The 14546-nt window shown below is 67.7% G+C and carries 10 protein-coding genes; all 10 read right to left on the bottom strand.

Annotated features, from left to right (window positions below; all coding sequences use genetic code 11):
• Positions 1-195 precede the first annotated feature (195 nt).
• The gene (locus LTT66_RS13550) at positions 196-1995 is read right to left on the bottom strand and encodes an alpha/beta hydrolase-fold protein (protein WP_233067357.1); all 1800 of its coding nucleotides are present in this window, start codon (positions 1993-1995) and stop codon (positions 196-198) included.
• A gap of 221 nt (positions 1996-2216) precedes the next feature.
• Complete coding sequence (locus tag LTT66_RS13545) at positions 2217-3257, bottom strand: alpha/beta hydrolase (RefSeq protein WP_408638790.1); 1041 nt, start codon at positions 3255-3257, stop codon at positions 2217-2219.
• A gap of 953 nt (positions 3258-4210) precedes the next feature.
• Entirely contained in the window at positions 4211-5272 is a 1062-nt protein-coding gene (locus LTT66_RS13540) for an alpha/beta hydrolase (protein WP_269822009.1), read from the bottom strand.
• 306 nt (positions 5273-5578) lie between these two features.
• The gene (locus LTT66_RS13535; RefSeq protein ID WP_269822008.1) at positions 5579-6646 is read right to left on the bottom strand and encodes an alpha/beta hydrolase; all 1068 of its coding nucleotides are present in this window, start codon (positions 6644-6646) and stop codon (positions 5579-5581) included.
• A 229-nt stretch (positions 6647-6875) separates the two neighbouring features.
• On the bottom strand, positions 6876-8816 hold the full coding sequence (zomB, locus tag LTT66_RS13530) for a flagellar motor control protein ZomB (protein WP_269822020.1): 1941 nt from the start codon (positions 8814-8816) through the stop codon (positions 6876-6878).
• Between the two features lie 4 nt (positions 8817-8820).
• Positions 8821-9747 (bottom strand): decaprenyl-phosphate phosphoribosyltransferase, encoded by a 927-nt coding sequence (locus LTT66_RS13525; RefSeq protein WP_233067355.1) that lies wholly within the window; start codon positions 9745-9747, stop codon positions 8821-8823.
• 1 nt (position 9748) lies between these two features.
• A complete protein-coding gene (locus tag LTT66_RS13520) occupies positions 9749-10309 on the bottom strand; it encodes a phosphatase PAP2 family protein (protein ID WP_195067135.1) in 561 nt (186 codons plus the stop codon).
• Between the two features lie 74 nt (positions 10310-10383).
• Positions 10384-12318: a glycosyltransferase gene (locus LTT66_RS13515; protein ID WP_233067354.1), complete on the bottom strand. Its 1935-nt coding sequence runs from the start codon at positions 12316-12318 to the stop codon at positions 10384-10386.
• 8 nt (positions 12319-12326) lie between these two features.
• Positions 12327-13553 (bottom strand): UDP-galactopyranose mutase, encoded by a 1227-nt coding sequence (gene glf / locus LTT66_RS13510; protein ID WP_195067004.1) that lies wholly within the window; start codon positions 13551-13553, stop codon positions 12327-12329.
• A gap of 259 nt (positions 13554-13812) precedes the next feature.
• On the bottom strand, positions 13813-14535 hold the full coding sequence (locus LTT66_RS13505) for an SDR family NAD(P)-dependent oxidoreductase (RefSeq protein WP_233067351.1): 723 nt from the start codon (positions 14533-14535) through the stop codon (positions 13813-13815).
• Positions 14536-14546: the final 11 nt, after the last annotated feature.

Raw genomic sequence — 14546 nt, 5'->3', positions numbered from 1 at the left:
TCCGCATGCACGGGTCGTGGTCAGGCGAGTCGAGCCGCTGACACATTCTCGGTCTGCCTCCGCGGGGATTCGATCGTGGGCGCGGCCAGTCGCGTGAGCGGTTCACAAGCCGTGGACTTCCGGTTCGCCGTCGCGGACGGTTCGGTCCGCCGCCGCTCGGATGCGATGCCAGGCTCGGCCGGTGACGTGAGCGGTTCACAAGCCGTGGACTTCCGGTTTGCCGTCGCGCACGGTGATGAATCCGCCTTGGAAGTTCTGTTGTATGCCGTCCGAGAGCGGGAATTCGTCGCCGGTGGGGTAGCCCAGTTTGCCGTTCTCGTAGCCCGTCTCGCGCCAGGCGTCGAGGATCGGGCCGTTGCGGACCGACCACGCGCCCGAGACCGGGCTCCAGTAGATGTTTCCGCCCTCGAAGCGGCTGAACCGGCCCATGTCCTTCAGCGCCTGCTCCCCGGCGACCGGAAAACCGAGTGGGCTGTTCTCGAAGCCCAGTTGGGCGTATTTGCCGAGGATGAGACCCTGGACGTGGTGCACGCCGGTGGACGGGCTGTAGTAGAACGGACCGTTCTCGAACGCCTGCACCGCACCGTCACGGCTCGGCGTCTTGATCTCCGGTGCGACCGGATAGCCCGCTGGGCCACGCTCGAACCCTTGCTTGCCCCACTCGTCCAGGATCGCGCCGCGGACGACTTGGGCGCCGGTCTGCGGCGTCCAGTACAGCGAGCCGTGCTGAAAAGTCTGCAACCTCCCGCGGCCGTCCTCCAGCGCGCGCTCCGCACCGGTCGGCAGGCCCAGCGGTCCGGCGGGCCCACCGGCCGCCTGGTAACCGGTGGCGAGCACGCCGCCGACCGGGTACGCGCCGCTGCCGGGCGTGAAGAACACCCGGCCACCCTTGAAGTCCTGAGCGGTGCCTCCGGCGACCGCGTACTCCGCGGTGAGGCATTCGCCGAGCCAGCCGTTCGCGGCGGCCACCGGGCCGATCGCGCCCCCTGGCTGGCAAGCGGGCTTCTCCTGGTCGGTGCCGAGGGCCGCCGCGGCCTGGGTCCAGGACTGACGCATCTCGAAGTCCCAGTACGGCCAGGAGTGAGTGCCGGACGGGCGATAGTTCACCTGCGCCGGAATGGCCAGCTTGGACAGCTTGGTCACGAAGTTCTGTGAGGTGAGCCGGGAGAGGATCTCCAGGCCCATGCCCGCGACGTTGGTGCTCACTCCGGGAATACCGAGGGCCTGGTCGTAGGGGCCGATCGCGCCGCTGCCACTGGAGACATAGAGACTGACGCCCCGCAGCTTGTCGGCCAGCGCGTACGGATCGTGCGCGTCCCACGCCGGGCCCGTCTGCGGGCCCCACATAGCGGCGGAGTCGAAACCGCCCGCGTCGCGCATCGCGAACTCGATGGCCTGCGGCATGCCCAGCGTCGTCGTGGTCAAGAAGCCGGAGTACGACGCGGCGTGCCGCGCAAAGCCGGGATTGCGGGCGGCGAGGAACATCGCCGCCGTACCGCCCATCGACAGCCCCTCCACGCCCCGCACGCTCGTCGCCCGCCAGTGGCTCTCCAGCAGGGGCGGCAGCTCCTTGGTCAGGAAGGTCTCCCACTTGTAGGTGCGGCCGTTGTTCGGCTCCAGCCAGTCGGAGTAGAAACTGGACTGCCCGCCGACCGGCAGCACCACGGTGACGTTCTTGTCGGCGAAGAAATCGACCGCCCCCGCCTCCTTCGTCCAGCCGTTCTCGTCGTCGGTCGCGCGCAGGCCGTCGAGCAGGAACAGGACGGGAAAGCGGGCCTCCGGGCGGGCGTTCCAGTCCCTGGCCAGCAGCAGTTGCACTTGGATCGGCACCCCCATGGACGGCGAGGTCACCCACAGCGCCACACGACGCTCGCTGAGCCACTGGACCTTTTCCAGCACGGGCGCGGTCACGGCCGCCGTCGGCTGCGCGGTGGCGGGTGCCTCCACGGACATGCTCGCGGCTAGTGGGACCACCAGTGCGGTGGCGAACAGCATCAGCCGCTCGCGTGCCGAACGGGCGCCGAGACGCCCGCGTATGCCACAGCTACCGCGCGTAATCCCTGCCACTAGAGCTTTGTACTCCCGTTATAGCAAGGTTTACGGGCGACACGCGCTGCACAGCAAACTATGTTCGCCGCATGGCGATCGAGGCTGCCCCCAAACGCAATTCGGGCCGCACCGAATCGGTGCGGCCCGAATGTGTCGAGCGAATCAGGTCACCAGGCGCCGGTGGCATCCAGGATCATGTTGCGCGAGGCGAACAGCTGCCCCTCCCAGTACTTCCAGGAGTGGGTGCCCGCGGCCGGGAAGTCGAACCGGGCGGGGATACCCAGCGAGCTCAGGCGGGCCTGGAACGCGCGGGTGTTCACCAGCGAGAGGGCTTCCAGCGCCATCGCGTTGCCGGTGTTGAACACGCCGACCGCCGAGTTCGGCTGGTCGAACTGACCGGGCAGACCGCTGGCCGCCGAGATGTACATCGGCAGGCCGCGCAGCTGCGGCGCGAACACGAACGGGTCCATCCGCAGCCACTGCGAGCTCCACGGCGCGGCCATCGAGTCCACGTTGTAGCGGCCGGCGTCCAGCATCGCGATGCGGATCGCCTCGCGCATGCCCGGCGCGGAGATGTTCAGGTAGCCCGAGTAGGAGGCCGCGAACTTGAACTGATCGCGGTGGTAGGCCGCGAGAGCCAGCGCCGCGCTACCGCCCATGGACAGGCCGACGACCGCGTTGTTCGTGCGCGAGACGCCGTAGCCCTCCAGGAAGGCCGGGAGTTCCTTGGTGAGGAAGGTCTCCCACTTGTAGGTGGTCTTCTGGCCGTTCAGGTTCGACGGCGCGTACCAGTCGGTGTAGAAGCTCGACTGGCCGCCGACCGGCATCACCAGGGTGATGTTGTCGTTGCCGAACTGCTGCAACGCGTTGGTCTCGAACGACCAGGCGTTGCGGTCGTCGCGTGCGCGCAGACCGTCGAGCAGGTAGAGCGCCGCGTTGCCGCCGCGCGAGGCCCACTGCACCTGGACCTTGATGGGGCCCATGCTGGAGGGGACCATCAGGTCCTCGAAGCCACCTGCGGGCGCCCGTAACACCGGCGCGTGCGCCGAAGGCGCCGCGGTGGCGAGAGTCGGGGTCGCCATGCCTGCAGCGATCGGTAGCGCCAGTACGGCGGCACCGACAGCCAGAATTCGACTACGCCAACCGCGAGGCGTGCCTCGCCGTCCCGACTGTGTTCTCTTCGGCGCGGCCGCCCTGCCGAAACGCATGAATCCTGCTCTCTTTCTGCTGTTGTGGTGCCACCTCGCCACCCGAAGGGCGAAGCGGTACCCGTGTTGCCAACGAGACGCGCGTCACGGACAGGGTCCCGACAATCCGTTACCCGTGGCGGCGCTACAACGATCTGGTCACACTTGCGCTCGCTGGACGATATTCGACGCCCTTCGCTTTAGCAAGATCCGGGTCTTTCCACTGGCCGAAATCCGTCCGTTTGCACAAGGTAATGATGCGGTGACCTTATCGCGTTCTCGCGGTGATGTCGTGTTGGATCGCAAGATATTTGCGCTCCTGGCGGGAACTGTCACCGACCCGAGATCTTCGCAATCCCGGCACCAGCCACAGCCCCCGGCCCGCACCCGCGCATCCGAGCGCGTGAGCTACACCGCGCCGAAGCCCGTGACCGGACCGTGATCGGGACCGAGATCTACCGTGATCAGTCCGGAAATAACCTCGAGCAAACAGCTCCCATCACCGATGACCATACATCAGCGATCAAGTAGCAAACGTACAGAGGGGCCCGTCCCCCACCACCAGCGCGCCGCACCCCTCAACCACCCAACGCCGAGGCCCTCCACCCCCCTCCCGGCTACCCCACCCCCCACACGACTCCCCCCAAAAGGAAGCCACCGAACAAAACGAATCAATGTTCCCCCTAACCACCCCTGAGCCTTAAAACACAGCACCCCAACCCCCTAACCCCGCCGGGTGCGAGTCTTACGAGCACCGTTCGCGGCCCGTCTCGCGTCCGAGTGACCGAAGCGCATGCGCCGCAGGCGCGAGTCTCGGTCGCTCGGACGCGAGACTTCTCGGGGCCGCGAACACGCGGCGCCGCAGGCGCTGCAAAACAAACACAGCGCATGCGCCGCAGGCGCGAGTCTCGTCCGCTCGGACGCGAGCCATCCAGGGGCCGCGAACACGCAGCGCCGCTGGCGCTGCCAAAATTTCAGCCGATGTGCGCCGACATATCCGGAATCATCCGCATCGCCTCGTCGGCCCAGTTGTTCCAGGCGTGGATACCGAACGGCGGGAAGGAGTAGACCGCGTTGCCGCCGCCCAGACTCCCCATCCGGACCTGGAAGGCGCGGGTGTTCGCCAGCGCCAGTGTCTCCAGCCCCATGCCGTTGAGGGTGCCGAAGCTCGGCGGGTCGCTGCTCGCGGGCAGGCCGCTGGCGGCGGCGATCCACAGGCGGGTGCCGTTGCGGACCAGATTGGGCGCGAAGACGAACGGGTCCATGTGCAGCCACTGCGGGCTCCACGGCGGGGCCATCGAGTCGACGTTGTAGCCGCCCGCGTCCAGCATGGCGGCGCGGATCGCCTCCCGCATGCCCGGCGCCGAGTTGTTCAGGTAGCCGGAGAACGAGCCGGCGAAGCTGAACTGGTCCGGGTGGTAGGCCGCCAGGGTCAGTGCCGCGCTGCCACCCATCGACAAGCCGAAGGCGCCGTTGCGGTAGGGGTTGAATCCCAGCCGGTCGCGCAGCGCCCAGCGCAGGTTGTTGGTCAGGAAGGTCTCCCACTGGTAGCGGTAGCTCTTGCCCGGTCCGCCCGCGAACCCGTCCAGTCCGCCGGAGCCGGTGCTGGAGCCGCTGCCCGCCGGGACGCCGAAGAACTCGCTGGCCGAGTTCCAGTCGGCGTAGAAGCTCGACATGCCGCCGACCGGCATCACCACGTTGATGTTCCGACCGGCCAGAACCTCCGGGATGTTGGTCTCGATCTCCCAGCCGTTCAGCGACTCCGGCGCCCGCATGCCGTCCAGCACGTAGGCGACGCGGTTGGTGTTGCCGTCCGCGGCGCGCAGGATCCGGGTCTTGATCGGCCCCATGCCGGAGTCGACCCAGAAGTCGAAGGCCGCGGGGTTGAACGCGGCCGATGCCGTGGCGCCCGAGCCCGCGATGGCCGTGCCGAGCGGCAACAGCATCGCCACGGCGACGCCGAGAACGGACCTTCGCAACCAGGAACCGGATGTTCGAGACCTCTCGGGCCCGCGCTTGCTGCGCGCACTTCGCATCACATTCGACCTTTCCCTCAGGCGGCCTGATCAGCAAACATCTAGCGATCTCTACCGGCACCCTCATCAGGCACCGAGGCACGACTTCCGCCAGTACTCGGACGAATCGACCTTGGTGCATGTTGTTCGTGTATCAATCGGAAGCGAATGCCTTCATGTTGCTGGATGGTGATCCATACCACAACTACCGAAGGCGTTTTCTCTTCGTATTCGTTGCTCGTGTACCCACGGACGTCCGTGGAAACGCCGAAAGACCGCCCGCGCCATTGACGCGAAGCGGTCTTTCGCCGAGCTTGTCCGGGCTTGTTACCCGATGTTCGCGGACAGGTCCGGGATCATCCGGTAGACCTCATCGGCCCAGTAGTTCCAGTTGTGCACACCCACGGCAGGGAAGTCGTAGGTGACATTGTTCGCGCCCAGGGTGAGCATGCGGACCTGGAAGGCCCGGGTGTTGGCCAGGGCCAGCGCTTCCAGACCCATCGCGTTGATGGTGTTGAAGCTCAGGCCGTCGACCCCGCTGGGCAGGCCGCTACCGGCCGAGACCCACAGGCGGGTGTTGTTGGCCTTCAGCCGCGGCGCGAACACGAACGGGTCCATCCGCAGCCACTGCGGGCCCCACGGCGGCGCCATCGCGTCGATGTTGTAGCCGCCCGCGTCCAGCATCGCCACGCGCAGCGCCTCGCGCATGCCCGGCGCGGAGATGTTCAGGTACCCGGAGTACGAACCCGCGTAGCGGAACTGGTCGGGGTGGTAGGCCGCCAGGGTGAGCGCGGCGCTGCCGCCCATGGACAGACCGAACACGCCGTTGCCGTTCGGGTTGAACCCGAGCCGGTCGCGCAGCGCCCAGCGCAAGTTGTTGGTGAGGAAGGTTTCCCACTTGTAGGTGCTGGTCTTGCCCGGTCCGCCGGCGGAACCGGTGAGCAGGCCCGAGCCCGAGTTCGCCGAACCGGTGGAGGACGAGCCCGCGCTGCCCAGGCCGAAGAAGTCGCTCGGCCCGTTCCAGTCGGCGTAGAAGCTGGACGGGCCGCCGACCGGCATGACCACGTTGATGTTCCACTTGGTCAGCTCGCGGACGACCTCGGTGTCGATCTCCCAGCCGCTCAGGTCGGTACGCGCCCGCATGCCGTCCAGCGCGTAGACCACGCGCCCGGTGTTGCCGTCGGCGGCGCGGAAAACGCGCGACTTGATCGGCCCCATCTCGGAATCGACCCAGAAGTCGAACCCGTCCGGATTGAACGCGGCGGAGGCCGGGGCGGCAGGACCTGCCACCGACACCCCGAGCGGTAGCAGAACAGCCAGCGACACCAGCATGGAGCGCTTGAGCCAAGAACCTGCTCTTCGATTTTCAAGACGACGCCCGATCACGCCTCGCATCAGTTTCAACCTTTCGTTTTCACAAGCGACAGCGGCAAGCCGTCCACACGGTAACCCGCCGATGCCCACGACCGGTGGACGCCAGGCCGGGCATACGGTCGTAGCGTATATCGGTATCGACACGGAGGCGTTACCAAAAAGAGATAAAGCGGCGTACGCCACTCAATCTACCTCGGAGGTCGTGATCACTGGGCCCATCGCGACGGATGGGCCCAGTGTGATTCCGGCGTCAGCGCGGCGCGAGCGGTTGGGGGAACGGATCGACCAGCCCGCAACGCTGGATCTCGTACTTCGGCACCCGGTCGATGCGGTACTTCGCGAACCGCAGCGCGTTGCGCAGATTGTGCCGGAAACGTTCGAAGGTGAGCGGATCACGGTGGGAGATCATCAGCGCCTGGGTGTCGGGGCAGGACATCGCGGTGCGCGCCTGGGTGACCCACTTCTCGTCCAGGTACCAGGGCATCCACGGCTTCCTGTCCACCATGCCGGTGTCGACGACGACCCAGTCCGGGTAGAGGCTCTTGTCGTGCCCGATCCGTCCGTCGGTGAGCCGATCGGTGTGCGCCGCCAGCGGATAGGCCAGGCCCATCGGATCGATCACCGGCACGTCCAGCGGGACGTTCATGCTGGTCATTCCGAGATTCAGGAAGTAGACCGTGTGCCCGGCGCCGCCGTCCGGAATGGGCTGCGGTGGCGGAGCGATGTACCAGAACATGAACGAGGGCGAGTTGAGCAGCAGGCCGCCGTTCGGGGTGTTGGTGATGTCGTTGACCATCGCGCGGATGCGCGGGTAGTCCAAGTAGTCCTCGGCCAGGATCGGGTGGTCGTGCCCGGTGTTGAGGACGTAATAGACGCGCTCGTCGACGATGCCGGTCGAGCTGATCTTGGTGCCGGTCTTGATCGCGGTGGTGTCGGCCGCGAACAGCGCCCAGCCCGTGACGCCGACGAAGGCGACCGCGAGCGCCGCGAGGGGCCAGTCGGCGGCTGTCGCCGCGCGCAGGCCACCCTGCGGCACTCGAATGGGAAGCACAGCGACCGGGAGCAGCAGCAGGAACAGCTGCGGCAGCAGCATGCGGCCGTGCATGAAGTCACCGCCGACCCGCAGCGCGTACAGGGTCAGCAGGAATCCGCTGACCAGGACCAAGGTGACCACCGCGCCCGGCGAGCGCAGCCACTGCCGGACTCGGCCGGCCGACCAGCCGCGCGCCGCGTCTCCATCGGCAGGGGCGGTGCGGCGCGCCCGCGTGCGCGCGGCGAGCACACCGGCGATCAGCAGCGCCAGCAAGGGCGCCCACAGGAAGTACGGACCGACCAGGTCCCAGAGGTAGGTGAAGCCCTGCCCCCACTTCGCGCCGCCCGCGTCCTTCGCGACGGCGGTGTTCGGGTACGGCAGGCCGTAGTAGCCCATCCGCCAGATCTGATAGCCCAGCGGAACCAGCCCCGCCACCACGACGATCACCGCGCGCAGCACGATCGGGCGCACCCTGCTCTCCGGCATGGGGGCACAGAAGATCATCAACAGCGCCAGCGCGCCGACCAGCGTCATCTCGGGACGGATCAGCGGCGCGAGACCGGCGAGGAAGACCAGTCCGATCAGGCCGGGCACGCGCACCGACTTCGCCTGACTCCAGCGCATCAGCTGCCACCACAGCAGGCCGATCCAGCAGATCACCAGACCGCTTTCCAGGCCCGAGGTGACGTAGTCGCGGGCCGGGGGCAGTGCGATGTAGACCAGCACACCCGCGGGCAGCAACAGCCCGGCGGCTGCCCCGCCCCACAGCCGCGCGGAACCGAGCATGGCGAACACCACCGCGGCCAGCGACACCGTGAGTGCGACGCCGAGCACCACGTACTCGAGCCGCGCCTGGGTCAGCCAGCTGAAGAACCAGACCAGATAGGTCCACGCGGTGCTGGTGTTGGTTTCGACGCGCTCGCCCTCGTTGAAGACGGGCCCGTTGCCCGCCAGCAGGTTGCGCACGGTGCGCAACACGATGAGGCCGTCGTCGGCGATCCACCGCCGCTGCCAGCCACCGATCGCGAAAAGGACAACGGTGAGCGCGATCCCACCGACGAACATGGTTTTGGATAGACGCGCGAACCGCGACGCGGAGCGGCTCTGCTCATCGGCCTGCCGCTGCGCCGCGTATTCCGTTCGCTCCGCTACCAGCATCTCGTCAGGTGAGATAGACAGCGACACCTACCGCTCCGATCCAGGCGATTGCGAGGAACTGGAGGATGCGGTCCCCCAGCGCGATCTCTTCTGGTTCCCCGGCCTCGCCGCCATCGACGTCGACCGCGTAACGCAGGATTGCGATGGTAAACGGGAGCATCGAGATCGCGAACCAGTTGGTGTCTTTGATGCCGTCCTGCTGAAACGCCCAGAGCCCGTAGAACACCACGACCGCCGTAGCGGCCAGGGTCCAGATGAAACGCAGGTAGGTGGGCGTGTAGTACTCCAGCGACTTGCGGATCTTGGCGCCGGTTCTCAGCGCGATCTGCAATTCCGCGTAGCGCTTGCCCGCCGCCATGAACAACGAGCCGAAGGCCATGATCAGCAGGAACCACTGCGACAGTTCGATGTTCGCGGCGGCGCCACCGGCCACAGCGCGCAGCAGGAAGCCCGAGGAGACGATGCAGATGTCCAGCACGGCTTGGTGCTTCAGGCCGAAGCAGTAGGCCAGCTGGACACCGATGTAGACCGCCATCACCACGGCCAGGTGCCACGACGCGAGGAACGACCCCGCGATCGATCCGGCGAGCAGCGCCGCCGACAGCAGGTAGGCCAGGTTCACCGGGACCACGCCCGCGGCGATCGGCCGGAAGCGCTTGGTCGGGTGCGCCCGGTCGGCCTCCACGTCGAGCGCGTCGTTCACCAGGTAGATGCCCGAGGCCGCCATGCAGAACACCACGAAGGCGATACCGACGGGCGCGAGCACGTTCACGTCGGTGGCCGTGCCCGCGGCCAGCGGGGCGGCGAGCACCAGGACGTTCTTGACCCACTGCCGCGGACGGACTGCCTTGAACAGACCGCCGGCCAGCGTCTTGGGCGGACCCTTGACTACCGCCTCGGCGAGGTCGGCGCCGGTCGGCTCTTCACTCATGTCAACCAAGGCTCTTTCTTGTGCGGTCACTGTCGAGTCTCTTTTCGGCGGCGAGCAGGGCGGCGGCGGACGCGGCGCCGAGCGCGGAACCGGCGAGCACGTCGGAGGGGTAGTGCACCCCGAGGACCACCCGGGAAAGCAGCATCGGGGGGACGAGCACCGCAGGCAAGGGTAGCCCGGTCAATCTGCCGAGCAACACGGCCGCCGCCGTCGTGGAGGTCGCGTGCGAGGACGGGAAGCTGAGTTTGCTCGGCGTCCCCACGTTGACCTGCACCGACGGATCGTTCGGCCGCGGACGGCGGACCACGCGCTTGATGACGATCGAGGCAGCGTGCGCGCCGACGGCGCCCACCGCGACCCCGGCCCACTGTCTGCGCCGCGGCTTGTCCACCAGCCAGCCAGCGGCGGCGATGCCGACCCAGCCGAGCGCGTGTTCACCGAAGTGCGACAGCCCGCGCGCCGCGGACACCACGGCGGGCTTGCCGCCGAGGGTGGCCTGCACGGCGTTGATGATCGCGACCTCCGGCGGCGCCTGCTCGGCAGCCGCCGGTCGCGCCGACACCGGGCCGCCGTGACCGTTCGCGCTGTGCAGGGGCGGCTGCACCGCCGCGTCGTCGGGGGCGCTCGCTCCGAGACTCACTGCTGCCCATCCTTCGTGTCGATGCCGAAGACCTTCTCCCACGCCGCGGTGCTGGTCAGCTGCGGGTGAGCGGCGCGGTAGCGCTGCTGCATCTCCGGGAAGCGGGCGGCCAGCTCCTTGCGCAGGCGCATGGCCTCCTTGAACAGGCCGAGCGCCTGACGCGGGTCGCGCTTGCGGTAGACGACGCCGCGACCGTCGGCCGTGGTGACGGTGACGCCGTCGACCTGCGAGAGCAGGAACCAGCGCGCGTCCAGCGTGGGCACGTTCAGCTGCGGGGTGTCGTGATGTTCGGTGTGCGCGGGGCGGAAATTGTGCACTACGCCCTTGGCCAACCGCACCACCTTGGCGATCGGGTTGGCGGGCTCGCCGACCGCTCCGACACCGACGTGGCTGGCCAGCGGCAGTTCGGTGGACGAGGGCAGGATCACCGCGTCCGGGTACTGCTTGCGCAGTTCGTGCACCGCGCCGAGCGCGCTCGGCAGCAGCTGGAACAGCCGTTCCGGGCCGGCGAGGAAGTCGCGGATGGCCAGGTTCTGGATCGCGACCGTCGAGTACTCCAGGCACAGCAAGTGCTTCAGGGTGGCCTTGATCGTGTTGACGACCATGGCGCGCCCGTTGCCCGGCAGGTGCAGCGAGGCGACCACCAGGCGATTGCGCAGGTGGAAGTACGCCTGCCAGTCGATGGCGTCGTCCTTGTCGCTCCAGGCCATGTGCCACACGGCGGCGCCGGGCAGGGTGACGGTCGGGTACCCGGCGGCACGGGCGCGCAGGCCGTACTCCGCGTCGTCCCACTTGAGGAACAGCGGGAGCGGCTGGCCGAGTTCCTCGGCGACGCGACGCGGGATGACGCAGGTCCACCAGCCGTTGAAATCGACATCGATGCGCCGGTGCAGCAGCTTCGAGTTGTCCCGGTCCTTGAGCGGGTACTTCGAGAAATCGTGGTCGTACTCGACGTTCGGCGCCGCGGTCCACATGAAGATGCCGCGGTCGACGACCTCGCCCATGACGTGCAGGTGCGAGCGCTCCTGCAGGTTGAGCATCTGGCCGCCGACCAGCACCGGTGACTTGGCGAACCGGGCGAAGGCCAGCGCGCGCAGGATCGAGTCCGGCTCGATCTCGATGTCGTCGTCCATGTAGACGATGTACTCGGCGTCGGTGGTCTTCAGCGCCTCGTACATGACCCGGCTGTAGCCGCCGGAGCCGCCGAGGTTGGGCTGGTCGTGAATGGACAGGCGATCACCGAGCGCCGCCGAGGACTCCGCGAAGCCGGGCTCGTCGACGACCTTCTTGGTGCCCTGGTCCGGGATGATGACGGACTTGATCTTCTCCAGCACCAGCGGATCCGAGCCGAGGGCGGCGAGGGTTTTCACCGCGTCGGCGGGCCGGTTGAAGGTGGGCATGCCGACCGCGATGCTGCCCTCGCCGGGCGCCTCGACCGGCGCGTACCAGCCGCCGGACAGCAGCGTGACCGCCGTGTCGGTGGTGATGTCGAACCAGATCCAGCCGCCGTCCTCGAACGGGCCCAGGTCGGTCTCGAATTCCACGATCACCGAATCGGCGCCGGTCGCGACGGCGAATTCCTTGCCCTGCACGTGGATTCGCGAGCCGTCGGCCTTCGAGCGGTACACGTCCACCCGGCCGTGACCGGCCAGTTCCAGCCGCAGCACCACCGAGGACAGGACGCTCCAGCGCCGCCAGTAGCTCGCGGGCAGCGCGTTGAAGTAGGTGCAGAACGAGACCTCGGACTCCGCGCCGATCGACAGCGAGGTGCGCGTGGTCGCGTGCGCGCGCCGGGCGTTGGTCTGCGACTCCTCGACGTAGAGCGTGCGCACGTCCAGCGGCTCGCCCGGCCGGGGCAGGATGATGCGTTGCAGCAGCGACTTCGCGCGGGTCTCGGTGGTCATGTCTTCCAGAATGGATTGGGAGGTCATGGGTGCTCCTAAGCCTCCTGGTCCACGAGCGGCGCGCCGTCGGCCAGGTGCGGCCGCAGCACGTTGTCGAACATGCTCAGCGCGCTGCCGATCGCCATGTGCATATCCAGGTACTGGTAGGTGCCGAGACGGCCGCCGAAGACGACCTTCGCCGAGGCGGTCTCCTGCTTGGCCAGCTCGCGGTAGGCCAGCAGCTTGGACCGGTCCTCCGGGGTGTTGATCGGGTAGTACGGCTCGTCACCGGTCTGCGCGAAGCGCGAGTACTCCCGCATGATCACGGTCTTGTCGGTGGGGTATTCGCGCTCCGGGTGGAAGTGGCGCGGCTCGATGATGCGGGTGTAGGGCACGTCCGCGTCGTTGTAGTTCATCACCGAGGTGCCCTGGAAGTCGCCGACCGGCAGCACCTCGGTCTCGAAATCGATGGTGCGCCAGCCCAGCTCGCCCTCGCGGTAGTCGAAGTAGCGATCCAGCGGGCCGGTGTAGACGACGGGCGCGTCCGGGCTCTCGGCGCGCAGCTGCTCGCGCACCTCGAACCAGTCGGTGTTCAGCCGCACCTCGATCAGGTCGGAGGCGGCCATGTTCTCCAGCCACTTCGTGTAGCCCTCGCGGGGCAGGCCCTCGTAGGTGTCGTTGAAGTACCGGTTGTCGAAGGTGTAGCGGACCGGGAGCCGGGTGATGTTGCCCGCCGGCAGCTCCTTCGGGTCGGTCTGCCACTGCTTGGCGGTGTAGTCGCGCACGAACGCCTCGTAGAGCGGGCGGCCGATCAGCGAGATGGCCTTCTCCTCGAGGTTCTGCGCGTCCTTGGTCTCGATCTCCGCGGCCTGCTCCGCGATCAGCTCGCGGGCTTCTTCCGGCGAGAAATAGCGGCCGAAGAACTGGGAGACCAGGCCGAGGCCCATCGGGAACTGGTAGGCCTGACCCTTGTGCATCGCGAAGACACGGTGCTGGTAGCCGGTGAACTCGGTGAACTGCGTGACGTAATCCCACACCCGCTTGTTCGACGTGTGGAACAGGTGGGCGCCGTACTTGTGGATCTCGATCCCGGTTTCCGGATCCGGCTCGGAATAGGCGTTGCCACCGAGGTGGTGGCGCCGTTCGATCACCAGAACCCGTTTACCCAGCACGGTGGCGGCGCGTTCGGCGACGGTCAGCCCGAAGAATCCGGAGCCGACGACGATCAGATCGAACTGTGAGGCGGAATGGACGGAGTTACCCGGGGACGATGCGACGGTCACGGGAGCCCAGAGTATCGGAAGTCCTCGCCGCGTCCGGGTGGAGTCGGAAGTGCGCTGAGCGGCACCGCTCACCGCACCCGATTTCACCCCTCCGACCTCCTGATTTCGCCCGATGTTTGCCGAAATGGGCTTCGTCGGCAACCAACGGGCTGTTTACTCCCCTGGCCGAAAGAGCGCGCCCGCTTCGCGGTGTTGTCCGTTCCCATGGGCCGCCACGAACCGGGACGCGATCCAGGTGCTTCCCTCGTGTCGGCCGCGCTCAGGCCGGGAAACCTACATCGAGCTCGACCTTGTCCTGCTCGGTGTACAGCCGCCAGTAGTGGTCACCGAGTTCGTCGCCGCTCATCCGGACGATCTCCAGGCCCTCGGGAATCACCTCCGGGTGCTCGTCGATGATCTGCGCGGCTTTGCTGCGGTCGATCAGCACGCCGATATTGAGCAGCCCGACGTAGACGCCGGTGCCGCGCAGTTCCACCTCCAGCTGGCGCAGATAACCGCGCTGCGCGGCCAGCGCGATACCGAAGTTCGCCAGGTAGGGCGCTACGAAATGCTCGGATGAGCCCGACGAGAACAGCAGCGCGCCGTCGCCACGCGCCACCATTCCCGGCGCCAGCGCCCTCGTCATCAGGATCGGTGAGTGCAGCTTCAGCGCGATCGGCACGTCGAGGGAGGGGATGTCCACCTCCAGGGTGGAGGGCAGCCGGTCGCTCATATTGCCCGCCGCGCCGTGCATCGCCACGTCGATCGGCCCGAAGGTCGCCTCGATTTTCTCGATCACGCCCGTGACCTGCGCGGCGACGGTCACGTCCGCGGGAAAGTCGGCGGCCTCGATGCCTTCGGCCGTCAACTCCTCGGCATGCCGCCGCGCCTTCTCGGGGTCGCGCCCGATGACCGCCACGCGGAACCCTTCGCGTCCGAATCTGCGCCCGGTGCCGACCCCGAGGCCGGGGCCGTACCCGAAGATCGCGATGGTCTTGGTCATTTCCGCTCCCG

It is taken from the genome of Nocardia gipuzkoensis, from assembly GCF_021183645.1.
Classification (GTDB): Bacteria; Actinomycetota; Actinomycetes; order Mycobacteriales; family Mycobacteriaceae; genus Nocardia; species Nocardia abscessus.
This window is presented reverse-complemented; position numbering and strand designations above follow the sequence as displayed.

Bases quoted from the DNA above. Each gene is read 5' to 3' on its own strand.
- LTT66_RS13505 (WP_233067351.1), bottom strand. From the start codon at position 14,535: ATGACCAAGACCATCGCGATCTTCGGGTACGGCCCCGGCCTCGGGGTC.
- LTT66_RS13550 (WP_233067357.1), bottom strand. From the start codon at position 1,995: ATGCTGTTCGCCACCGCACTGGTGGTCCCACTAGCCGCGAGCATGTCC.
- LTT66_RS13540 (WP_269822009.1), bottom strand. From the start codon at position 5,272: ATGCGAAGTGCGCGCAGCAAGCGCGGGCCCGAGAGGTCTCGAACATCC.
- zomB (WP_269822020.1), bottom strand. From the start codon at position 8,816: ATGCTGGTAGCGGAGCGAACGGAATACGCGGCGCAGCGGCAGGCCGAT.
- LTT66_RS13535 (WP_269822008.1), bottom strand. From the start codon at position 6,646: ATGCGAGGCGTGATCGGGCGTCGTCTTGAAAATCGAAGAGCAGGTTCT.
- LTT66_RS13515 (WP_233067354.1), bottom strand. From the start codon at position 12,318: ATGACCTCCCAATCCATTCTGGAAGACATGACCACCGAGACCCGCGCG.
- LTT66_RS13525 (WP_233067355.1), bottom strand. From the start codon at position 9,747: ATGAGTGAAGAGCCGACCGGCGCCGACCTCGCCGAGGCGGTAGTCAAG.
- LTT66_RS13545 (WP_408638790.1), bottom strand. From the start codon at position 3,257: ATGCGTTTCGGCAGGGCGGCCGCGCCGAAGAGAACACAGTCGGGACGG.